Source organism: Streptomyces sp. NPDC059649, from assembly GCF_042734445.1.
Taxonomy (GTDB): domain Bacteria; phylum Actinomycetota; class Actinomycetes; order Streptomycetales; family Streptomycetaceae; genus Streptomyces.
In genome coordinates, this window is the sequence record NZ_JBHWDV010000001.1 from 596,746 (window position 1) to 618,553 (window position 21,808).

Here is a 21,808-nt window from a genome sequence, read left to right on the forward strand (position 1 = left end):
AACCTCTCGGCTGGGGTCGGTGATGGTGAGAGTCGGTGATGGGTTTGGGCATCGAGCTCAGCCTGGACGCCATCGACATCCAGGGCCGTCGGCCCATCGCCGGCCGCGGAGGACGGCGCGCGGACGTCTCAAGGAAGAAGAAACAGCACGAACCTCACGCTGTTCCGCCCGCTGCAGTTGGCTGGCTCCGTGCCCGCATCGTTGGCTTTGCCCGGGTACCAGGCCATGAACCAGTTGTCAGGGATAGCCACGCGGGTAGGGAAAACCCCCTGCTGAGTGGGGTGTTGGCCGCAATGCGCCGAGTGTGCCGGGAACGGCAGAGTCCAGCTATGAACATTTCCCGGTTCGACGGAAGATCCGCCAAGCGCGCCGCCCTCGCCCTGGTGTGTGCCGTGACCGTACTGGCGGCGGCCGGGTGCGACGACGACAGCCAGCGCTCCTCCTCGCCCGCTCACCAGCATTCCGCATCGCGCGGTTCGGTGGTCTCCGTGACCCCGGTGGCGGACCTGGACGCCAAGGAGGTCGCAGTCCGCCTGGCCAAGGCGGGTATCGATGCAACCCAGGTCCGCTACGGCGTGCGAGCTCACCGGATCGTGTATCGCACCGTCGATTTCCAGGGAAAACCCACCATGGCCAGCGAGTTGGTCGCGATGCCGAAGAACGACGAACGCGCCCTTCGGGTCGTGTCCTGGCTGCACGGCACCGAGGTGTACCGAGGAGAGGTGGCCTCGGTGAACGACGAAGCGCCCGACCGGGCCACGGCGCTGCTGTTCGCCTCGACCGGGCGCGCGGTATCTGCCCCGGACTACCTTGGCCTGGGAAAAGGCCCCGGAATCCATCCGTACGGGAATCCGAAGGCGACCGTTACCGCTTCGGTGGACGCCTTGCGGGCGACACGCACCTTCGCCCGCAGGCAGGGTCGCGGTCTTGACCGGCGCGTACTCATCAGCGGGTTCTCCCAGGGCGGCCCCGCCACGATGCTGGTCGGGAAGGCTCTGCAGCAGGGCGTCGATCCGTATTTCCGTCCGGGTGTCCTCGCCCCGGTCGCCGGCCCGTTCGACCTGAGCGGTTTCGAGGCCGCCGCGGCAGACGACAGGGGCGAACGGTCCTCGCTCTACCTCGCCTACTTCGCGACCGCGTGGAACCGGATGTATCGCCTCTACGGCGCCCCGAACCAGGCGTTCCGAGCCCCTTACGACAAGACCGTACAGACGCTGTTCGACGGCGACCACAAGGCGTCGGAGCTCGCGGCCGCGCTGCCCAAGACCTCGAAGCAACTGTTCACCGCAGAATTCCTTCAGAGGGTGCGCCACCCCGCGGGAGATCTGCGACGCAAACTCGAGGAAATGGACACCACATGTGACTGGCGGCCCGACGCCCGAGTGCATCTCTTTCACGCCAGGGGCGACAAGGACGTCTCCTTTGCGAACTCTCTGCACTGCCAGCGCCAGCTGACGGCTCACGGGGCTGACCAACAGCTCAGTGATGTGGGCGAGTTGCACCACAGTACGACGGTCCTCAAGGCTCTGCCACAGATAGTGCGCGAGTTCGACAGGGCCCGCTGAGTCACCCGCGATCGAGTGGCTGCCCATGTAGAACACCCGGCTTCGAGGAGGAGGTGTCCATGTCTGTTCATGGCGCCTTTCGTTGAGGAAGCCGTGCCCGGTGCAGAACCCCGTCGATGCTCTGCCGGTGGTCCCGCCATCCGCCACAACGCCCGTTGCTGACTGGTGGGAACGGCCTCAGCCTTTCCCACTCCTCATCCGTATCCGTGAGATCACCTCGTCCCATGCCCGGACCCACGAGCGAGACAGGCGACAGTCCTAGCCGTCTCCGCACCGGGCGGCGACCGGCCCGTCCGGAAAACGCCGACGGCCTGAAGCGATCTCGGCGGAGGGCGCCGCGGTCGCCCTGGTGGTGGGTACGAGGCGTAAATCGCCCCGGTTTCGTCCGACGCCACTTCACCAGCCACCAGCCACCAGCCACCAGCCACCAGCCGCCAGCGACCGGCCGTTCGGCGCGGGACGCCGGGCGGACCGCGGCTCAGATGACCAGGACCCGGCGCCCCCGGGTGTGGCCGGTGCGGCTGTCGGTGTGCGCCGCGGCTGCCTCGGTGAGTGGGTACGACTTCTCGACGGGGATGTGGAGCTTGCCCCGCGAGATGAGGTCGACGGCCTCGGCGAGCGCGTCCGGCATACTCCCGGCCACGCCGGAGAAGTGGACGCCCAGTTGCGGCGCACCGAGGTCGGCGATGGAGACGACCTTGCGCGGGTCCCCGGTCAGCTCGACGAGTTCGGGGATCACGCCCGAGCCGGCCAGGTCGAGGGCGGCGTCGACCCGGCCCAGGTGCCGCACCCGTTCGACCCAGCCCTCGTCGTAGGTCGTGGCGAGGGCGCCCAGGCCGCGCAGGTAGTCCTGGTTCGCGGCCCCGGCCGTGCCGATCACCGTGATGCCGCGCTCGCGGGCGATCTGCAACACCGCCGACCCGACGCCGCCGGACGCGCCGCTGACCAGCAGCGTCTGCCCGGGTCGCACGCCGACCTCGCGGATGATGCGCAGCGCGGTCTCCACCACCGACGGGTACCCGGCCGCCTCCTCGAAGGCCAGCCCCTCGGGCATCCGGGCCCAGGCCGACAGCACGGCGAATTCGGCGTACGTGTCGGCGCCTTCGCCGAACACGCGGTCGCCGACCTCGACCCCCTCAACGCCCTCGCCGACCTCATCCACCACCCCGGCGGCGTCCAGTCCGACCCCGGCGGGCAGCTCGACCGGATGGGCTCCCAGGACCTGGCCCTCCCGGATCCGCCAGTCGACGGGGTTGACGCCCGCCGCCCGTACGGCGATGCGTATCCGACCGGGGCTCGCGTGGGGCTCCTCGGCTTCCACCAGTTGTAGGACCTCGGGACCGCCGAACTCGGCGAAGCAAATTTTCCTCATGCGGACGACGTTAGACCTAACCGTTAGGAATTCACAACGGTTAGGAATTCATACCTGGTAGTGTCAGGGTATGACCGAGCCGTCCGGACGCCGCGAACGCAAGAAGGCTGCGACCCGTCAGAAGATCGCTGACACCGCACTGCGGCTCTTCCTGGAGCGCGGGTATGACGCCGTGGGCATCCGTGACGTGGCGGCTGAGGCCGACGTCGCCGTCACTACCGTCTTCGCCCACTTCGCCTCAAAGGAGGCCCTGGTGTTCGAGCGCGACCAGGACTTCGAGCAGCGCCTCACGAGGGCGGTAACCGACCGGCCTCCGCACGAGCCGCTCATCCCGGCGCTGCACCGCGAGGTCCAGGCCCTGGTGCGGCACTGCACGGCGGAGGGCAGCGCCCCCGTCCGACGCATGATCGAGGGATCGCCCGCTCTGCGGGAATACGAGGAGTCGATGAGTCTGCGTCACGCGCAGGCGCTGGCAGCGGCGCTGGCCGCCGATCCCCACCTGTCCCGGAGTGCGACGGCCTGCCGGGCGACCGCGCGGTTCGTCATCGACGCCTATGCGCTGGCCTGCCGGGCGGACGATCCCGGGGCCACGGTGGACGAGGTCTTCCGGATGATCAAGGCAGCCTGGGAAGCCACCGCGCCCTGAGCCGGGGACGCCGGCGCGCCGCGGCCGGCGCCGGGGCCGGCGCGCGACACGTCTGGGTTGCCCTGGGTGGCCCGTACCGGGCCCGTTCGCCCGGTCATGTGGCTAGCGCCGGCCTGGGTCGCCGGCTCGGACATCGGGTGGACTGCAGCCAGTTCGAGCTCGTACTGGAGAAGATCCGCGTCCCACGTCCCGAGCCGGCCGACCCCGAAAGACGCCCGGCAGCCTGGCCGCCGACACCTACAGCAGACGCTCGGCAGCCTGGCCGCCGACACCTACAGCAGACGCTCGGCAACCTGGCCGCCGACGGCCAACAGCAACGGACCGTGCCACGACCACCCCCACAGGCACGGCATCCGGCACATGATCCCGGAGGTGACGGACCGTCAGGCCGCCCGCGTGCGGGAGGGCTTGCCCGCGGCCGGCGGCTCGCGGAAGCCCTCGTCATCTGGCTCCACACATGATCGGCCGGACAGCTCCTCAGCGCGCTTCCAGAAGTTCTGTCGGTAACTCGGTAACTCGGTAACTGGGTGGGAACCAGGGCTGGTCCGGAGGCTGCCGTGGCCAGGGGGAGCAGGCCGGGTGAGACACGCAAAAAGGCTTCTGGAGAGGCGCTTGGCTGCCCCGACCGCCTCAGTCGGCTCCTCAGCTCGGCGACCGGCCGACCGCGGTGCGGCCTTGAAGCTGACGCAGCGGCAACTTGGATGATGACGCCGTACGGCAAACACAGTCACCTCACCGGAGGCATTCGTCATGTTGCGCGGCAAGGGCATCCATTACGACACCGGCACCTTTCCCAACGGCGACACGTCGCGCCCCGTCTTCGACGTTCGGGACGTCGAACGGGACATACGTGTTCTCGCGGAGGACCTGCACTGCACCGCTGTCCGTATCACCGGGGGCGATCCGGACCGTATCGAGACTACGGCGCGGTACGCGGCGGAGGCGGGCCTGGAGGTCTGGTTCTCGCCGTTCCCCTGTGAGCTGTCGAACGCCGAGATGCTGCCGCTGTTCACCGACTGCGCCGAGCGGGCGGAGCGACTGCGGCGCGACGGCGCCGAGGTCGTCCTCGTCACCGGCTGCGAACTCAGCGTGTTCGCCCGCGGATACCTGCCCGGGGACACACTGAACGAGCGCATTCCGGTCCTGGCGGGCCCCGGCCGCGAGGCCGCGCTCCAAGGCATCCCCGGCAAGGTCAACGCCTTCCTGGGGGAGGTCGTCGACGCCGTGCGGCCCCTCTTCGGCGGCCGCGTGAGCTACGCCTCCTGCCCTCTGGACGGCGTGGACTGGGCCCCGTTCGACATCGTCGGCCTGGACGCCTTCCGTAGCCTGCGCAATGCGGCCACCTACCGCACCGACCTGCGCAAGGAATGCGGCCACGGCAAGCCCGTCGCCATCATGGAGGCCGGCTGCTGCACCTACCGGGGAGCGGGAGAGCACGGCGGCGCCGGCTGGTACATGGCGAGGGAGGCCGACGGCGTCACCCTCAAACCCGGCCTGGTGCGCGACGAGGGCGAGCAGGTCCGCTACCTCGACGATCTCATGACCGTCTTCGAGGAGGAGGGCGTCGATTCCGTCTTCTGGTTCAGCTTCGCCGGTTTCAGCACACCCCACCGGACATCCGGACCGGACGAGGACCTCGCCTCCTACGGCATCGTCAAAGTCCTGGACGAGCACAGCGGCTATCCCGCCGACAAGCGTGCCTACCCCGACATGCCCTGGGAACCGAAGCAGGCGTTCCACGCACTCGCCACCCGCTACCGGGCCCACTGAGCTTCCTCTCAGTGGTCACCGATCGGGCTCGTGACATGGGACCCGTGACGAGCGAGGCCCTCGGCCGGTGAGCGGGATACCTGGAGTCTCAGATCGCCTCGCTGAAAGCGGCGGGCGACTCACGAGAGTTGGCGCACTGCGCCTGGGGCATCTCCGCGCCTTGAGCGGCCTGGCTGTGCTCGCGAGGGGCGGTGGTGAACTTCGCGCCCTGCAGGGCGCCCCTGCGGGCCTTCTTGCTCGTGGTCGACTGCTTCTTCGGCATGGTGGTCTCCGAACTCGCCGGTTCGTCCCACGCCCTGTCGGCGCTACCGATGCCGAGTCCAGGACGGAATCTGCGGGTCCCGGCAGAATCCAGAAAGGCCCGAACAGCCCCGCCCGCGCTCCTTACCCGGCGTCCCCAAACCGCAGCAGGTCTACGGCTCGCGCTTCGACCACCTCATTGCCCAGGCTCCGCCCGAGGCGTGGCAGCTTCTGCCGGCGGGTGCGGAGCCAAGGGTGACCGGTTCTAGGACTGGGCCGCCGCCCACCTGCCTGCCGCGGCGAGTTCAACGGCGATGAGCCACCAGCAGCGGTAGGTGCGGGCCCGCCGCGAGAGTTGCAAAGACTCCTTGCAAGCAGCCTTTGCAACTCGTAGTCTTCTCACATGGTCGATCAACCACCCGCCCAAGAGATCACCGATGTCGAGGCACTGCGCGCCTTCGCGCACCCGATGCGGCAGAAGATCGAGCAATGCCTGCGCCAGGGGCCGGCCAACTCTGCCGCGTTGGCACGCGAGTTGGGCGAAAGTACGGGGCTGGTCAGCTACCACTTGCGGCAGCTGGCCAAGCACGGCTTCGTCGAGGAGGTCCCGGAGCTGGCGAAGGGGCGGGAGCGGTGGTGGCGGGCAGTGCCGGGGGACCGGCGATTCCCGCCGTACAGCCGACAGACGCCGCAGATGCGCGAGGCGCTGACCGAGATGCATCGACTCAACTTCGCCGAACTGATCGACTCTGCTCGGCGGTTCGAGGAGGCGCGCGACACGCTGGGCCCCTGGGCCGACGCGGCGCTCTTCTCGCGCGCCACGCTCCGGGTCGATCCCGACCAACTCCGCGCATTTTTCGAGGAGTACATCGCGCTCCTCTACCGGTACTCGACCCCGGAACGAGGGAATGCGCCCGAGGCGCGAACCGTGCTCGTCCGGCTGCTCGGAATTCCCGAGACCGACTGACCGCGCGGTCCGACCGACAACGAAGGGGGACGCACGCCGTGTTGCTCTCGGCTACGTCCGCATCACTGATACGCGCCGTACTGGCCACGTTATCCGGGGCATTGGCCACCACCCTCCTCCTGCTGGCCGCGCCAGTGGCGTACGCCCGCGGGGACGGGCTGGTCCGCCAGGAGGTCACGTTCCGGGGCGGCGGTGGGCTCGTTCTGCACGGCACTGTCCTCAGCAAGGACGGAGCATCCGGTCCGGAGCCTGGCATCGTCCTCGTCGGCGGCTCGGGCTCCGGGCCCCGAGAGGAGTACCGGCAGGAGGCCGAGGCGTTCGCCCGGGCCGGGATCACCACGCTCGACTTCGACAAGCGGACCGTCGGCTACTCCCTGCTCCATCGAGACTTCGGTCTGCTCGCCGACGACGCGCTTGCCGGAGTGCGGTTGTTGCAGTCCAGGAGTGGGGTGAATCCACACCAGGTCGGACTGTGGGGGTTCAGCGAGGGGGGCTGGGTCGCGCCGCTGGCCGCAGCACGCTCGACCGACGTCGCGTTCATCGTCACCATCGGCGGGTCCGGCTACGACCCGCTGCGTACCGAGACCTGGAACCTCTCCACGCATCTGCACCACCGGGGGGTGGGCGGACCGTTCCGTCGCACCATTTCCGGCCCGGCCGCCCAATTCATGGGTTCGACCGGTCTCTTCCCCGCGGCCGGCTACGACCCCCTACCGGTCCTGGAGCAGCTCCACCGAACGCCGGTGCTGGCACTGTGGGGCGATCACGACACCCAGGTGCCGCCCCAGGAGAGCGCACAGATCTTCCGCGAGGCCCTGGCCCGGGCGGGCAACCGGCACGCCGTCATCCGCTTCGTCGCCGACGGTGCGCACAACGGGCACCGCACCTCGGACGGGTTCGACCGGATCGGCGGCCCACTCTTCCATGGCAAGAAACTAGGAGAGTTGACCCCGCGCCATGCACAGACCATGACCTCATGGGTGCACGCCGTGGCCGCCGGCCACCCACCGACGTCGAGCGCCGCCCCCGCACCCGGGCAGGCACTCGTCACCACCCCCATACCGGGCCACGCCCGGTACGCCTGGCTGGCCCCGACGCTGCTGCTCCTCGGCTTCGCCGCCTATCCGGTGGGTGCCCTCCTGCGCCGGGGCCCAGTCCTGCGCCCGGTGCGGTGGTTGGCCGGGTTCGGCCTGCTGGCGGTCGTGGCGACGGTGGCCTGTTCGATCGCCGTCTTCGTGGCGGGGGACGGTGCGGCGGCGCCCGTTGTGTGGAGCCGTCCGGCTTCGTGGCTGGTGGTGCAGGCGCTCGCCGTCGCCGTGGTGGTGTCCGCCGGTGCCTCGGCAGCCGCACTCCGGCGCCAACGGCTGACGTCAACCTGGGCGGTCTGGCTGCGTCTGGCCCCGGTCGGCCTGGCCGCGGTCGGGTTCGTACCGTGGGCGGTGTGGTGGGGTGTTGCTGCCTGACGGCCATCGCCCCCGCTACGACTCCGGCAGCCTCCCGAACGCCCATTGATCAACAACTGCAGACAGACGCTAGTGACCTGAGTCAGAGTTGTCGTTGGTTCGGTGTGAGTCGTCCTGGACCGAAGATTGCGCTGTTGTCGGTGACTGATGCCCGGCGGGCCGTATTGGAAGGCTGGGTTCGGCGTCGCGCCACGGCCCAGGCTCTGGCCCTGCGGTCGCGGATCGTTTTGGAGTGTGCTGACGATCACTCATCGCGGAGGTGTCGCGCCGTCTCGGGATCGCGCCCGAGACGGTCCGCACCTGGCGGCGCCGGTTCCTCAACCGTGGCCTGAAAGGCATGAACGACGAGTCCAGGCCGGGCCGGGCAGAGGAGGTCAGGTGACCCGGGTCGGGGCGACTGGATCCGTCTTGGTGGCGTGGAGGGCACCGGAGACGACCGCTCAATCGGTGATGCGCAGCAGCAGCTTGCCGGTGGATGTGCGTCCGCCGATGAGTTGGTGTGCGGCGGCCGCGTGCGAGAGGGGGAATTCGGCGGTGATGGGAAGGACGACCGTTCCGTCGCTGACGGTGCGCAGGGCGCGTTCGGTGAGCGCACGCAGGGTGTCGGGTGCGGACTGGGCGAGGGCGAGCACGGAGAAGCCCCCGACGGAGCGGCCCTGTGCGTACAGCTCGCTCTGCCCGGTCCGCCAGGGCTCGGCGCCGCTGGCGTTGCCGAAGGACACCAGGCGCCCGAAGACGGCCAGTGCCTCCAGGCCGCGGCGCAGCGTGTCGCCGCCTATGGGGTCCAGGACCAGGTCGACGCCCCTGCCGCCGGTCGCGCGGCGGACGTCCGTGTCGAAGGTGTCGGGCCGGAACACCGCGTCGTAGCCGTGCTTGAGTGCGTAGTCGGCCTTGGCGTCGCTGGAGGCCACCCCGTACACCGCGCCGGCGCCCGCTGCCCGGGCCAGTTGTCCGACCGCCGTGCCGATGCCTCCCGCCGAGCCGTGCACCAGCACGCTTTCCCCGGCCCGCAGTCGCCCCACCTCGTGGACCAGGGCGTGCGCGGTGGGCAGCACGGTCGGCAGGGTGGCCGCGGTCCGCAGGTCCAGCCCGTCGGGCAACGGGAAGACCCTCGCGGCCTCCGCGAGCACGACCTCGGCGTAGCCGCCGCCGTCGACGAGCGCGGCGACCTCCTGCCCCGCCCGCAGACCCTCGACGCCCTCCCCGACCGATCGGATGCGCCCGGAGACCTCCAGGCCCGGCCGGTAGGGCAGCGACGCCACCCGGTACCCCTCGGCGCGCGCTTTCACGTCCGCGAAGTTCACCCCCGCCCAGACCGCCTCGATGGCCACCTGGCCAGGGCCCGGCTCGGGCGCCGCAGTCTCCACGATCCGCAGCACCTCGGGACCGCCGTACTCCTGGAACTCGACCGCACGCATATGCAAAACCACCCTTCCATGAGTGTTCAACCGGAAGCGAACACTAGCACTGTAAGATGGTCATCGAACACTGGGCGGAGGAGGACATCGGAATGTCGGACCAACCTGAAGGCGCAAGTCACCGTCCGGCACCCGTGCACACGCACCCCGACGACGTCCCGCTTCTCGCCGCCCTGTCCGCGCTCGCGGATCCCGTGCGCATGCAGCTGATCCGCGACCTGGCCAGCCACCCCGACTGGGCGCTCAGCTGCAGCAACTTCGACGTACCGGTCGGCCGGGCCGCAAAGAGCCACCACTTCTCGGTCCTGCGCGACGCCGGCCTGGTCGAACAGCGCGACCAGGGCCCCAAACGGCTCAACCGGCTGCGCCGCGAGGAGTTCGACGCCCGCTTCCCCGGCCTCCTCGACCTGATCCTCCGCGCCGACGACACCGAGTAACAGCGGCTGGCTCCTCCGCGCGGCCGTCCGGCCACCGGGGCCGGGCTCAGCGCCTGACCTACTTGTCTCTTGCCCTTCCTGGCCGCCTACGTTCCCGGTCCAGCCGTTTCGTACGCCCCGCGTGCCAGCGACGCCGTGATCCGCGTCAAACGACCTGTCACGGACACCGGGAATCCCTCCAACCCGGTACCGGTCCCGTCACCACCGGGGGAGTCATGCCGGATGCCGGAGTGGGTCAGCGGTTGGCGAGGAGTGCGAGTTTGCTGAGCAGCCGGTGATGCGGCTCGCGGCGGGCGCGGCTCAAGTACTCCTTGCCGCTGGCGGGGTGGTGACATGCTGTGCCGTTTGGTGGCACGCTCGAATGCCGACTTCCCTCACCGTCCTCTCCCTGACTCTCCTCGGCCTGCTCGTCCCGGTCGTCGGCCTCGGTGTCGCGCCGCCGTCATGGCGCTGACGCTGTACGGACTGCTGCCGGTGGCGGTGGTCCGTAACGCGGTCGTCGGGTTGCGCGGAGTCGACCGGCCCTCGTCGAGGCCGCCAAGGGCATAGGGAGGTCACGTTCGCCCAGCTGCTCAGGGTCGAAGGTCGAACTGCCCTCGCCCGGCCGCCAATCCTCACCGGTGTCCGGGTGCCGACCCGGATGCTGATGGGCATCGCGGCGATCGCGGCCTTTGCCTCAGGGCCTGGGCTTGGCAACCATATCTTCCGCGGGATGTCCAGCCTGGGCAGTGCGAACACGCTCAACGAAGTAGTGTCGGAAACGCTCGGGATCGTTGTACCGGCCCTGCCGTTCGTTCGACGCCGGGTACGTGCTGATCGGACGGCTCACCATCTCACGGGGGATCCGTGGCTGACTCTGCCGAAATCGTCGAACCGACCTTACCGACGTCCGGCGCCGCGGGCCCCGGCGGATCCGCCCGATCCGCCGGGCCGGACCGGCCGGTCGCCGCCAGCGCGAGTATCCGGCTGGACAACCTCACCAAGCGCCATCCGGACAGCGCCGAGGGCCACCGACCCGGCACTCGTGGAGGCGGCGCGCGCATCGGGACGGTCGCCATGGCGCTGATCATGGACTGGCCGGGGACGCTCGTCGAGTTGCTGCTCCGCCCACGCGGCCCGGAGGTGGACTGATGCGCCTGGTCCAGGTACGGACGGCCGTCGCGGGCGCGGGCGCCCTGCTGCTCGCGGCCGCAGGGCTGAGCGGCTGCGGACTGACCAGCGGCAGCCCGCTGGCCGACTCGGTGCAGCCCGGCTCCATCGGCAAGGGGCGACCGCTGGTGGGCGCCCAACTGACCGTGACCTCAAAGGAGTTCACCGAGCAGATCATCCTGGGCCAGATCATGGGACTGGTCTTCAAAGCGGCCGGCGCGGAAGTCCTGGACCGGACGAACATCCAGGGCTCGATCGGTGCCCGCGAGGCGGTCAAGTCCGGTGCGGCGGACGGGATGTACGAGTACACCGGCACGGCCTGGATCACCTACCTCGGCCGTACCAAGCCGGTCGTCGACCCGTACGAGCAGTGGGAGGCCGTACGCAAGGAGGACCGCCGCAACGGCATCACCTGGCTGCCCGCCGCCCCGCTCAACAACACCTACGCGCTGGTCGCCAACCAGGCGAATGCGCAGAAGTACCGGCTGCGCACACTCTCCGACGTGGCACGTCTGACGAAGAAGGACCCGGGCGCGGCGACGATCTGCGGCGGAAGCGAGTTCTCGGTGCGCGAGGACGGCCTGCCGGGCGTGGCGAAGACGTACGGATTCGCCCTCCGGCGCGGGAACTTCAAAAAGATGGACGACGGCGTCGTCTACACCCAGGTCGCCGAGGGCGCGGCCTGCACCCTCGGCGTGGCGGCCACCACCGACGGCCGCATTCCCGAACTCAAGCTGAAGGTGCTGCAGGACGACCGGCACTTCTTCCCCAACTACAACGCGGCACCCGAGATGAACAGCGCCACAATGAGGAAGTACCCCGCCATCGCCGACCTCCTCACCCCGATCACCAAGCGGCTGACGGGGGCGGAGGCCCAGCGGCTCAACGCGCGGGTGGACGTGGACGGGGAGGACCCGCACGAGGTGGCGAAGGACTGGCTGGTGCGGGAGGGCTTCATCCGGGAAGGCTGACAGACGGATCCGCACGAACGACCGACGAGCAGGGGAGAGCGCCGAGTGCCCTGACGCTCGCGCAGACGCTGCCGTCCGGAGGGCCGGGACACCATGATCCGAACGGCGCGCCGTAGGGCCGGCGTTGCGGCCCATGGCGGTCCGTATGGCTCGGCAGCCCTTCTCTGGCCTCCTTGCGTCCCGGGCTTGGCCATAGGGGCCTGTGGTGGAGTGTGGGCCTGAGGGCGGGTTGCACTCCGCCGGGCCCCCGTCCTGTTGGTTGGCGGCCGGTAGCGAGCGGTTGGTGGGTGCTGGTGTCTGCCGGGTGTGGGATCTGGCGCGTAACCCAGGGTGCCACCGTGCGCTGGGAGGGCATCAAGGCATGCGTCGCTGCGTGCGGCGGAAGCCCGCCGTGCCCCGGTGCGCGCCCTGACCGCCTTGGTAGCCCTCCGCCGACTTGAGTTGTCCGGCCTCACAGCGTTCACCCGGCGCACTGCCGGGCCCCGCTCGGCTACCGGAGCGCTGATCCGGGGCGTGCACTTTCGCCCGGGGGCTAGCCCAGTAGGCCGCCGACGCTGGCAACCCCCCGTCCCCAGATTCCTGGAGCGGCTGCGCGATTTGGCTGGGGACCCAGACGGAGCCGCAGCTCGGGCCCACCAGGCTGCCGACGCTGGCGACACCTCCGGCTTGCGCTTCCTGTAATCGGTGGTTCCGTTCTTGGTCTGCCAGCAGTGCGGTGAGTTCCCGTATGGCGTCGGCCGCGTCCCCGGGCGACCCAGTAAGCGCCCGGACCGGGTGCGGGCCGACCAGGCGTACGACTCTCGCGAGAATCGCGCCTACCTCCGCAGACGCGGTATCAAGGCGACGATCCGACGATCCCGGTCCCGGCGGACCGCGTCCGCAAACCGGAAGGACCGCGGCTCTCGCGGCGGCCGGCCGCCGAAGTTCGACAAGACTGACCAAAGGCAGCGGCGTGCGGTCGAGTGCGGCATCAATCGGCTCGAGCGCCACCGGGCGGTCGCCGCGAGAAACGACAAGCTCGCGCCGCCCGCTACGGGGCGACCGTGCCAGTCGCGGCCCTCAACGCGTGGCTGTGAGCAGACCTTAGTTGCGCAGCTCTTCAAGACGGGTGAGGTCGTCGTGAACCGCCTCTCGGTCCTCGGCGGTGAGGCGGACTGCGGCGGCCTTGGCGAGCGCCGTCGTCGCGGTCCCTTCGTCACCGAGACGCCCAGCGACGTCCGCTCGCAACACGAGGAGGCGGAGCAGTTGTACGGGCGTGGGCCGCTCGTCCTCAAGGTGAAGCACCCGGTCGATGACCTTCGCAGCGGCGGCCGGGTCCTCTTTCGAGTCCGCGAGGAGGGAGGCGTGGTGGAGGGCACGGGCGAAGGTCTCCTCGGGGGGCCGCCGATGATGCTGGTCCTCGCTCGTCTTCTGCCCGATGCGGAGGCAGTTGCCGCCCGGATCGGTCATGAGGAACTGCCGTACGCCGTACGACATGTCCTTGAGCGGCCCAATGCGCGGCAGCCCTCGGGAGGGGATCTTCCCGTACGCCATCTTGAGTCCCGCGCGGAAGGCGGCATGCAGCCCGTCGACGTCATCGGTCAGGACGTAGCACGTACTGACCGACTCAGCCGGCTCGTACTGCTTCATCCCGAAGAACTGAAGCTCGATGCCGCCGCGCTCCACGACCGCGTACGGGTTGGGGCTCTTCTGCTGGAAGGTCACCTCGAACCCCAGGGCGGTATAGAAGTCGAGAACGGGCTGAATGGTCCGGCACGGCAGGATCGGAATGGTTTTCTCAGCCATACGCACACTCTAGTCAAACTTGACCAGATGGGGCCAGTGGTCCGGTCCGTATCGCTGGATGCCGGCGATGCCTCATGGTCGAGGTCCACTTTGCTGTCCGGAAGGGCGCCCGGATGCGAACTGGTGAGCATCAGGGTCACGCGGCCCAGCCGTCAGGGCACCTGGATCTCGCAGGACGCCCTGATGCATCAGACTCACGACCACGGCCTCTGTGCTGTTCCTGCGTCTTGCTCCGGCGCCGTGCCCGCTACTCAGATACCCCCTCGACGAGAAGAAGCCGCCGTTCCAGGGCTGACTTCCGGATCTCAAGCGCCTCCGCATACTCGGAAGACGCGTACCACTCCTTGACCCGATCCGTATCCGGGAACTCGACGACGACCACACGCTGGGAAGAGGGCCAGGTACCCTCCAGGGCTTCGGGCAGAGCGCCGCGGACGATATAGCGGCCGCCGTAGCGACGGATGGAAGCCTCCGTCAATGTCCGGTAGGTGTCAGCGAGTTCCTCGTCCAGCACCTCAACCTCAGAGATCACGTAAGCAGGCATGTCAACCATGCTGCCAGGTGCGTCAACCCGCGAATCCGGCCAGCAGCCGGGTCGAGCAAGCGCCCATAGTTCCGGCAACCGCAACGAGCCTGGCCAAGTCCGAGGCGCCGTCGGACGCCGGACCTTAAATGTCAAGGGGTCGGGCCGGTGCTCAGCGGGCTGCTGGTTAGGCCCTGTCCGGTGGGTCAGACCATCGCGCGAGTGGGACCGGCCGAACGGGCCGACGGTCAAGTCACCGTGCGGAAGTCGAAACGGACCACGAGGAGGCAGACGCGTCAACACGCTGCTGCTCCGGAAGTTCCTTGCCGAGCCAGCCTGGGCGAAGAGGCTCACTGTCGAGAATCGGCGTGGCTGACCGCGCTGTTCTGATTGGCTGGCCGCAGGCAGCACGGCTCAGGCAGCACGGCTCAGGCAGCGCGATCAGCGCACCCCGACCAGGCGCAGCCCCGCGGTCGCCACGGCCGCGGCCAGCACCACAACCAGGAACGGCACTTTGCGCCAGGCGAGCACACCCGCCACCGCGACCCCGAAGGGCCGGGCAATGCCGGCCGCCCCGTGCCCTTCCGTGAGCGCGGTCGTGGCCACCAGTGCGGCCAGCAGCACGATCGCGGACGTCTCCATCAACCGTGCGGCGCGCGGTGGGAAGGTCAGGCGGGAGCGCAACAGCGGGCCCGCGAGCCGGAAGCCGTATGTCCCCGCGGCGAGCACGAGCATCGCGACGACGAGGGTGCCCGGGCTGTGCATCGGAGAGTTCATCGCACAGCCTTCTTCCGCGCCGTGGTGAGCGACAGTCCGGCCAATGCGAGGAGTACGGGAAGGCCGGCGGGCAGAAAGGGGACGGCGGTGAGCGCGATGGCCGAACCGGCCAGGGCGGCGCGCCGTTTGTCCCTGTCCCCGCGCAGTGCCGGGAGGATCAGGGCCAGCAGGACGGCCGGGAACATCGCGTCGAGACCGAAGGCGCCGGTGTTGTCGATGACCGTGCCGGCCAGGCCGCCGATTGCGGCTCCGGCCGGCCAGCAGACCACGATGCCCAGGCCGCAGGCCCAGTAGGCGGCGCGCCCCCGGGTGGTGTCCTTCTGGGCGAGGGCGAAGACGACCGTCTCGTCATTCATCAGGTGGGTACCGAGGAAGCGCCACGCGCCGCGTCCGAGGACGTCGGGTACCGCGAGCCCGAAGGGCAGATGCCTGGCATTGACCAGGAGTCCGGCGAGGACCGCGGCCACCGGGCTGCCGCCGGCCGCGATGATCCCGATGAACAGGAACTCCGACGATGCGGCGACCACGAGCAGGCCCAGTACCACCGGGAACCAAACGGGGAAGCCGGAGGCCACTGCGATCGCGCCGTACGAGAGACCGATCACGCCCACGGCCAGGCACACGAGCGCGATGTCGCGCAGCAGTGGCCGATCGAGTGTTCGCCATGACGAATGCATGGTCGATAGAATGAACACCCTGGACGATGTTCGTCAAGGCGAACGAATGACTTCTGGAGCGAACACATGGCTCAAGCAGGCAGCACCGCGAAGCCCCCCATGAACTCCATCGCCGCCACCCTGCGCCGCGGCCGCCAGGCCGCAGGGCTCTCCCTGACCGAGCTCGCACATCGAGCAGGCATCGCAAAATCCACCCTGTCCCAGCTGGAGGCCGGGCAAGGAAATCCCAGCCTGGAGACGCTGTGGGCGTTGTGCACGGCCCTTGAGCTGCCCTTCTCCCGGCTTCTCGATCCGCCCCGGCCCCGGGTCCAGGTGATCAGGGCGGACGAGGGTCAGGCGGTCATCTCGGCCCAGGCCGACTATCGCGCCACCCTGCTCTCCGCCTGCCCGCCCGGCGCCCGCCGCGACCTCTACCGCATCGACGCCGAACCGGGCACGCCACACACCTCCGTCCCGCACGCGCCCGGCGTCGTCGAGCACGTCCTGCTCACCGCCGGCCGGGCCCTGGTCGGCCCGGCCGACGACCCCGTGGAACTGAGCCCGGGCGATTACGTGGCCTACCCGGGCGACCAGGCACACGTCTTCGAGGCGCGGGAACCGGCGACCCGGGCTCTCCTCGCCTCCGAGTACCTCTGATGCCTCGTCAGTTCTCCAGACGCCAGGGCGCCTTCCACGCTCGACGCACTGGTTGCCCAGTCCGGCGCAACTTCGCTCGACCTGGGCTGCGGACCGGGCAGAGACCTCAGCCCCTTCGCCAAGGCGGTCACCCCGTCCGGGGGGCGATCGGCATCGACTCCAGCCAGGAGGTGGTTGAGCAAGCACGCGGCGTACGGGAGACCTCTCCGCGGTCGAGGTAGAACTGGGCAATACCCACGATCCCCTCGAGGACTGCGGCATCGACCGTGCCCGGGCCTACCGCGTGCTCCAGCACGCGCCGGCATCAAGGTCTCGCGTGCTTACGCCCGCCACGTCGTGGACAAGGTCGTACGCAACGGGGTCATCCACCGTCGACTGGCCCGGCTCGCGCTGGATGCGGGGTTCGCGGTACCGGCCGGTCGACCGGGTCATGTCGGTCTGTTGATAGTCAGCGCGGGTCCGCGGGCCCCCGGCTGGGCGTGGGACACGGATGCGGTCCTGGACCGGGATCAACTACGGCGCTTCACCCCACTGTTGGGGCGCGATCAGGGTGGACAGCGGGCGGCATCCGCCGTCACTCGCCAGGTGGATCTTTGTGGTGCCCCCTCCGCGCATACCGAGCGCCAACTCACCCTTGCCCGGCCCGAATTCATCGAGCTGAAGAACATGGACACCCGGGCCTCATCGACCGGCCTCTGGTCAACGATCGCACCGCCCGGCCTCCTGCTTGCTGTCCCACATCCCCTCGGACCACGCGGACGCCTTCCGCACCGCGCAGCCCTGGCTGCACCATCGCGACCACGTTGCCTTCTACGGGAAGATCAAAGTGGCGAAGCCGGCTCCAGCAGCGTTCTGCGGTCAGTCCAGCAGTCGCCCCGTGCAACGCTGCGGCACCAGCGTGGGATGTGTAGCTCAAGGGGCGACCGACAAGATGATCTCGACGAAGCAACGGGAACGACGCTCCGGCCACTACTCCCAAGCAGGTCCGCCCGTCGGCACGTTGACAGGCTTCTGTCGACATGTTGCTATGAGGCGCTGCTCAGCTGGGCCTGCGTCGCATCGCATGCCGCTAGGCGCCGGATCGACCGCCACTTGACCGGGGGCGGCGCCCCCGAACCCAGAGCGAGGACCTATGCCGCAGCGCGCCGCGACCATCATCGGCGGTGGGGTCGGCGGCCTCGCGGCAGCCATCGCCCTGCACCAACGGGGCTGGCGCGTCGAAGTGCTGGAACGTGCGACGGAGTTCACCGAGATCGGCGCCGGTATCTCCCTGTGGCCGAACGCGCTGCACGCGCTCCAAGTGCTCGGCCTGGCCGACGCCGTCCGGGCGCTCGGTGCTGTCGAGGCCACCGGCGGGGTACGCGATCGCCGGGGCCGCTGGCTGTCCCGTACGGACAACGCGAAGCTGGCCCGCCAATTCGGCCATCCCTTGGTGGTCCTGCACCGCGCGGATCTGCTGCGGGTGCTCACCGAGGCGCTGCCTGCCGACAGCTTGCGGTCGGGCAGCGAGGTGTCCGTGGTCCGCGACCACGACCACAGCCTGGTCGTCGAACACCGTGGGGGCGTGTCCCGGCCCGATCTCGTGGTCGGGGCCGACGGGCTGCGCAGTGCGGTACGACGCGTGCTGTGGCCCGAGGCGGCCGGTCCCCGGTACGCCGGTTACACCGCCTGGCGCATGGTCACCGAGCCTCTCGCCGAGCCGCCCGCGGAGGGTGCGGCGACCTGGGGGCGTGGGGAGCGATTCGGCTACACGGCGCTGCCGGGCGGTCGGATGTACTGCTTTGCGACCGCGTCGCTACCGGCGGGAACCACCTCCGGCTCGTCGGAGTACGCCGAACTGCTGCGCCGTTTCGGCTCCTGGCCGGCTCCCGTCCCGGCCCTGCTGGCCACCGTCCCCGCGGACGCGGTGCTCCGCCACGACCTGTACGACCTGCCGCCGCTGCCCTCCTTCGTCCGCGGCCGGGTCGCGCTGCTGGGCGACGCTGCCCATGCCATGACCCCCAATCTGGGCCAGGGCGCGTGCCAGGCACTGGAGGACGCGGTCACCCTCGCCCACTGCCTCGACGGCACCCCGGACGTGGCCGCCGCGCTCCGCTCGTACGACCTGCTGCGCCGCCCGCGGACGCAGGCCATCACGCGCCGCTCCGCCCGGCTCGGCGCGGTCGGCCAGTTGTCGTGGCCGCCTGCGGTGCTGGTGCGCGACACGGCCGCCCGACTGACGCCGATGTGGGCGACGCTGCGTTCCATGACGCCGGTGCTCAGTTGGACGGCACCCGTTGACCCGGTGACCGCGACGGAGAGCGAGAGCAACTGATGCCGGACTGGACGTATCACCCGCTGCGCGGCTTGGCGGCCGCCGCCGTCGGCCGGCGCCGTTCGCAGCGAACCGCACTGCGGCTGCTGGCGTCGATCGGCTCCCGTCCGGCCGGTGCGCGGCTGATCGCCCGGGGATTCGGCCATCGCCATCCACCGGAGCGGCTCGCGGGCGAGATCGCCGGCGTGCCGGTGGCCGTCCGGCTCGGCATATCCGTCCCGCCCTCGCTCGCCCGCGAGGCGGTCCGCGCCCTGCACCCGCTCGGGGCCGGTGTCGTCGAGGTGGCTCCCGTCTCGGCGGGCGACGCCGAGACGGTACGCGAGGCCGCTGCCGGCCGCTCGATCCCGGTTGTCGCCCGCGTGTGCGATCCGGAGGCGGAGGCCGCCCTCAAGTCCCATGTCGACGGGTTCACCAGCAGCGGCGAGCCGGACGTGGTGCATGTGTCCGACCCGTCCGTCACCGCCGCGGCCGCCGCGCTCGAGAAGCCGGGGGCCATCGTGCTCGCCCGGCCCGAAGTGCTCGTCGAGGCCGGACCCGGCTGGTTCGCACGGGTCACCGAGGCAGCCACGCCCACCGAGCCCGCCCCGCGGCTACGGAACGTCGGCCGCGATCCTCGCCGCTGGCCCGCCTGGTGGTGGGCACTGCTCGTCGGGCTCGGTATGACGGGCGCCGGACTCGGAGCCGCGGCGATCACGCTGGGGCCGGTGCTGCTCTGGTACGACCGTGACTACCTCGGCATGAGGCTGCGCGACCTGCATGCCGCCAACCACCACCTCGTGCACTTCCTCCAGCACGACCGGATCACCATGGCCGGCACGATGGTGGCGATCGGCGCCCTCTACACCGGCCTTGCCGTGGGCGGCATCAGACGTGGTTGGCCCTGGGCCCGTGAGGTGTATCTGCTCTCGGGGGTGATCGGCTTCCCCACCTTGTTCTACTTCCTGGCCACCGGCTTCGTGGAACCCCTGCACACGGCCACTGCCGTCGTGCTGTTCCCGATGTTCGTGGCCGCGGTCCGGCGGACCCCGCACGCACCGCGGTGGCGCCTGGCGCCTGAGGGGCCGGAGCCGGAGCGCCGACGGGCGCTGGTCGGCCAGTTGCTGCTGATCGTCACGGGAGCGGGGCTGTTCCTCGGCGGAGCGGTGATCTCGGTGGTCGGTCTGACCGGTGTCTTCGTGCCGACCGACCTGGCCTTCCTGGGCACCAGCGCGCAGACGTTGGAAACCGTGAGCCCTCGGCTTGTGCCGTTCGTCGCCCATGACCGCGCGGGGTTCGGCGGCGCCCTGATGGCCGCCGCGGTGGCGATCGTCCTGCTCAGCGCGTGGGGCTGGCGGCGGGGTGAAGCCTGGGTGTTCTGGACCCTGGCTGCGGCGGCGGCCGCCGGCTTCCTGCCGGCTGTCGCAGTGCACGGCGCGATCCACTACCTGGACTTCATCCACCTCGCGCCGGTCTACTTCGGCATCGCGATGACCGGCACCGGACTCCTGCTCGCGCGTCCCTACCTCTGCGCCAGGGCATCGGCGAGGCCGAAGGACTGACGGGCCGCCCCGGCGAGCGCTCCACCTCCGCCCCAACGGACAGGCAGCTGCACCTGGATGGCCTTCTGGTCCCCGGCGGAGATCCGAGAGGTTCTGCGGCGCACGCGGACGCAACCACCGCTTCGTTCCGGGGCGAGTGGGAGGGACCATCTGCAACTGAACGCAGCGCTCGGGCACGGCACCGACTCCGGCTCGGGCGCCCGCTGCGTTGGTGTCTCGGTGTCTCGGTGTCTCGGTGTGTCGAGACTGTGCACCACTTGGTTCGAGTGCGGGGGCTGTGATCGCATGGTGGCGATGCTCTCCAACGAACCTTCAGCAAACCGCAAGACACAGGTACCCGCGAGCCGTGCTCCCCAGGACGGCCCGGCCTCGGACAACCAGGGCCCGGACAGGCCGTCGGCCCAGGGCAACACCGTCGGCGCCGACTCCTGTCCAGGCCCCGGCACCGCCGCTACTGCGACCGCCGCCGGCAGCGGCACGGACTCGGCCATGGCCACTGGCGCCGATACCAGCGCCCTCGGCGCAGCTGGAGCCGGAACCGCAACCGCAGCCGCAACCGGCGCAGACACTGACCATACGATCACCGGCGACGAGAAGGAGCACACACGGGCCGAGCGCAAGGCACGTCGGATCGTGCGGAGGACGGCGAAGGTGGTCGTCACGCTGGCCGTCGTTCTTGCGTTTCTCGCGCTCGGTGACCGGTGGGCCGTGCTCTACGCGGAGAACCTGGCGGCGCAGCAGGTGCAGAAGGCGCTGAAGCTGCACGCCGAGCCCGAGGTGCACATCGACAGCTTCCCGTTCATCGGGCAGGTGCTCGCGGGCACCATCGACCACGTCGAGGTCAACGTCCCCGACGTCGACGCCGGGCCGGTCTCCATCGCTCAGGCGAAGGGGACGATGGATCACATCCGGATCGTCGGCAGCCTGCCGTCCTCGGTCAAGGGCGCGGTGCTGAGCCGGGTGCGCGGTGACATCCTGCTGGACCTCAAGGACCTGAACCGCGAAGTCGGCGCTTCACAGATCCACTTGAGGCCCGTCCCCGAGGAGAACACGGTGCTGGCCAGCGGCGACCTGCCGGTGGGGGGCAAGCAGGCCCAGATCCGGGGGCGTGCGCAATTGCGGCGCACCGGGGACCGCGGCCTGCGCATGACTGTGCAGGACACGCGCGTGGTCATACCTGGCGTGCTTACGTATGTACCGGGCAAGGGCGGTGGCTTGCAGTTGACTGCACCCGTCGCCGACAAGATGGACGAGGACGAGCTGCAACAGGCGACCGGGAAGCACGTCCTTCCGCAGCAGATGATGAAGGGTCGCGTGCTGGACACGCTTGTGGACCATCCGTCGCTGCTCAAGCCCACTGGCATCGACCCTTCGCTCATCCAGGGCCTACAAAAGCTCCGGGAACCGAAGGTCGCGCAGCAGATGGAGTTTTCCGTGCAGCTGCCGGACAACCTGCCGGGCGACATTCGGCTGCGCGACATCTCCGTGACGAAGAACGGCATTCGCGCGCAGCTGACCGGTAGCGACGTACCGGTGGGCTGACAACCCTCAAAAAGGGAT

At 69.8% G+C, this 21,808-nt stretch carries 20 protein-coding genes and 2 pseudogenes; 14 read left to right on the forward strand and 8 right to left on the reverse strand.

Annotated elements, in window-relative coordinates; all coding sequences use genetic code 11:
• The first annotated feature begins 329 nt into the window (after positions 1 to 329).
• A complete protein-coding gene (locus tag ACFV1J_RS02605) occupies positions 330 to 1,565 on the forward strand; it encodes a hypothetical protein (RefSeq protein WP_385855346.1) in 1,236 nt (411 codons plus the stop codon).
• Between the two features lie 478 nt (positions 1,566 to 2,043).
• On the opposite strand, the gene ACFV1J_RS02610 is transcribed toward ACFV1J_RS02605, so the two are convergent.
• On the reverse strand, positions 2,044 to 2,937 hold the full coding sequence (locus ACFV1J_RS02610) for an NADP-dependent oxidoreductase (RefSeq protein ID WP_385855347.1): 894 nt from the start codon (positions 2,935 to 2,937) through the stop codon (positions 2,044 to 2,046).
• Positions 2,938 to 3,007: 70 nt separating this feature from the next.
• Here ACFV1J_RS02610 and ACFV1J_RS02615 point away from each other — a divergent pair, with 70 nt between their 5' ends.
• Positions 3,008 to 3,583 carry a TetR/AcrR family transcriptional regulator gene (locus tag ACFV1J_RS02615; protein ID WP_385855348.1) on the forward strand — a complete coding sequence of 192 codons (576 nt, stop codon included), beginning with the start codon at positions 3,008 to 3,010 and terminating at the stop codon, positions 3,581 to 3,583.
• Between the two features lie 750 nt (positions 3,584 to 4,333).
• Positions 4,334 to 5,353, forward strand: a complete 1,020-nt coding sequence (locus ACFV1J_RS02620) for a hypothetical protein (RefSeq protein ID WP_385855349.1) — start codon at positions 4,334 to 4,336, stop codon at positions 5,351 to 5,353.
• A gap of 88 nt (positions 5,354 to 5,441) precedes the next feature.
• Here the strand turns inward: ACFV1J_RS02620 and ACFV1J_RS02625 are convergent, their stop codons facing one another.
• Complete coding sequence (locus tag ACFV1J_RS02625; RefSeq protein WP_385855350.1) at positions 5,442 to 5,615, reverse strand: hypothetical protein; 174 nt, start codon at positions 5,613 to 5,615, stop codon at positions 5,442 to 5,444.
• 381 nt (positions 5,616 to 5,996) lie between these two features.
• On the opposite strand from ACFV1J_RS02625, the gene ACFV1J_RS02630 reads away from it, so the two are divergent.
• From ACFV1J_RS02630 to ACFV1J_RS02640, 3 genes are all read left to right on the forward strand, one after another.
• Positions 5,997 to 6,560: an ArsR/SmtB family transcription factor gene (locus tag ACFV1J_RS02630; protein WP_385855351.1), complete on the forward strand. Its 564-nt coding sequence runs from the start codon at positions 5,997 to 5,999 to the stop codon at positions 6,558 to 6,560.
• Positions 6,561 to 6,661: 101 nt separating this feature from the next.
• The gene (locus ACFV1J_RS02635; RefSeq protein ID WP_385855352.1) at positions 6,662 to 8,023 is read left to right on the forward strand and encodes an alpha/beta hydrolase family protein; all 1,362 of its coding nucleotides are present in this window, start codon (positions 6,662 to 6,664) and stop codon (positions 8,021 to 8,023) included.
• A gap of 259 nt (positions 8,024 to 8,282) precedes the next feature.
• Positions 8,283 to 8,405 carry a helix-turn-helix domain-containing protein gene (locus ACFV1J_RS02640; RefSeq protein WP_385855353.1) on the forward strand — a complete coding sequence of 41 codons (123 nt, stop codon included), beginning with the start codon at positions 8,283 to 8,285 and terminating at the stop codon, positions 8,403 to 8,405.
• Positions 8,406 to 8,463: 58 nt separating this feature from the next.
• Here ACFV1J_RS02640 and ACFV1J_RS02645 read toward each other — a convergent pair whose 3' ends face one another.
• Positions 8,464 to 9,441, reverse strand: a complete 978-nt coding sequence (locus tag ACFV1J_RS02645) for a zinc-binding alcohol dehydrogenase family protein (protein ID WP_385855354.1) — start codon at positions 9,439 to 9,441, stop codon at positions 8,464 to 8,466.
• Positions 9,442 to 9,533: 92 nt separating this feature from the next.
• Between ACFV1J_RS02645 and ACFV1J_RS02650 the strand changes: the two genes are divergently transcribed.
• From ACFV1J_RS02650 to ACFV1J_RS02665, 4 genes and pseudogenes are all read left to right on the forward strand, one after another.
• Positions 9,534 to 9,878, forward strand: a complete 345-nt coding sequence (locus ACFV1J_RS02650) for an ArsR/SmtB family transcription factor (RefSeq protein ID WP_385855355.1) — start codon at positions 9,534 to 9,536, stop codon at positions 9,876 to 9,878.
• A 298-nt stretch (positions 9,879 to 10,176) separates the two neighbouring features.
• Positions 10,177 to 10,732: pseudogene (locus tag ACFV1J_RS02655) on the forward strand (ABC transporter permease); the annotation flags it as partial.
• The gene (locus ACFV1J_RS02660) at positions 10,725 to 11,009 is read left to right on the forward strand and encodes a hypothetical protein (protein ID WP_385855356.1); all 285 of its coding nucleotides are present in this window, start codon (positions 10,725 to 10,727) and stop codon (positions 11,007 to 11,009) included. The pseudogene ACFV1J_RS02655 and the gene ACFV1J_RS02660, both read left to right, overlap by 8 nt.
• Complete coding sequence (locus ACFV1J_RS02665; protein WP_385855357.1) at positions 11,009 to 11,998, forward strand: glycine betaine ABC transporter substrate-binding protein; 990 nt, start codon at positions 11,009 to 11,011, stop codon at positions 11,996 to 11,998. The genes ACFV1J_RS02660 and ACFV1J_RS02665 overlap by 1 nt, the downstream gene beginning before the upstream one ends.
• A gap of 1,083 nt (positions 11,999 to 13,081) precedes the next feature.
• Here the strand turns inward: ACFV1J_RS02665 and ACFV1J_RS02670 are convergent.
• The 4 genes from ACFV1J_RS02670 to ACFV1J_RS02685 all read right to left on the reverse strand — a co-directional run bounded on the left by ACFV1J_RS02670 (position 13,082) and on the right by ACFV1J_RS02685 (position 15,760).
• Complete coding sequence (locus tag ACFV1J_RS02670; RefSeq protein ID WP_385855358.1) at positions 13,082 to 13,783, reverse strand: bleomycin resistance protein; 702 nt, start codon at positions 13,781 to 13,783, stop codon at positions 13,082 to 13,084.
• A 247-nt stretch (positions 13,784 to 14,030) separates the two neighbouring features.
• Positions 14,031 to 14,327, reverse strand: coding sequence for a DUF1330 domain-containing protein (locus ACFV1J_RS02675; protein WP_385855359.1), 297 nt, complete (start codon positions 14,325 to 14,327; stop codon positions 14,031 to 14,033).
• A 420-nt stretch (positions 14,328 to 14,747) separates the two neighbouring features.
• Positions 14,748 to 15,083: an AzlD domain-containing protein gene (locus ACFV1J_RS02680; RefSeq protein WP_385855360.1), complete on the reverse strand. Its 336-nt coding sequence runs from the start codon at positions 15,081 to 15,083 to the stop codon at positions 14,748 to 14,750.
• Positions 15,080 to 15,760, reverse strand: a complete 681-nt coding sequence (locus tag ACFV1J_RS02685) for an AzlC family ABC transporter permease (RefSeq protein ID WP_385855361.1) — start codon at positions 15,758 to 15,760, stop codon at positions 15,080 to 15,082. The genes ACFV1J_RS02680 and ACFV1J_RS02685 overlap by 4 nt, the downstream gene beginning before the upstream one ends.
• Positions 15,761 to 15,826: 66 nt before the next feature.
• Between ACFV1J_RS02685 and ACFV1J_RS02690 the strand changes: the two genes are divergently transcribed.
• On the forward strand, positions 15,827 to 16,396 hold the full coding sequence (locus ACFV1J_RS02690) for a helix-turn-helix domain-containing protein (RefSeq protein ID WP_385855362.1): 570 nt from the start codon (positions 15,827 to 15,829) through the stop codon (positions 16,394 to 16,396).
• Between the two features lie 446 nt (positions 16,397 to 16,842).
• Here the strand turns inward: ACFV1J_RS02690 and ACFV1J_RS02695 are convergent.
• Positions 16,843 to 17,020: pseudogene (locus ACFV1J_RS02695) on the reverse strand (IS5/IS1182 family transposase); the annotation flags it as partial.
• 508 nt (positions 17,021 to 17,528) lie between these two features.
• On the opposite strand from ACFV1J_RS02695, the gene ACFV1J_RS02700 reads away from it, so the two are divergent.
• The 3 genes from ACFV1J_RS02700 to ACFV1J_RS02710 all read left to right on the forward strand — a co-directional run bounded on the left by ACFV1J_RS02700 (position 17,529) and on the right by ACFV1J_RS02710 (position 21,790).
• Complete coding sequence (locus tag ACFV1J_RS02700; RefSeq protein WP_385855363.1) at positions 17,529 to 18,710, forward strand: FAD-dependent monooxygenase; 1,182 nt, start codon at positions 17,529 to 17,531, stop codon at positions 18,708 to 18,710.
• Positions 18,710 to 20,248 carry a hypothetical protein gene (locus ACFV1J_RS02705; protein ID WP_385855364.1) on the forward strand — a complete coding sequence of 513 codons (1,539 nt, stop codon included), beginning with the start codon at positions 18,710 to 18,712 and terminating at the stop codon, positions 20,246 to 20,248. Before ACFV1J_RS02700 ends, ACFV1J_RS02705 begins: the two co-directional genes overlap by 1 nt.
• 294 nt (positions 20,249 to 20,542) lie before the next feature.
• A complete protein-coding gene (locus tag ACFV1J_RS02710) occupies positions 20,543 to 21,790 on the forward strand; it encodes a DUF2993 domain-containing protein (protein ID WP_385855365.1) in 1,248 nt (415 codons plus the stop codon).
• Positions 21,791 to 21,808: the final 18 nt, after the last annotated feature.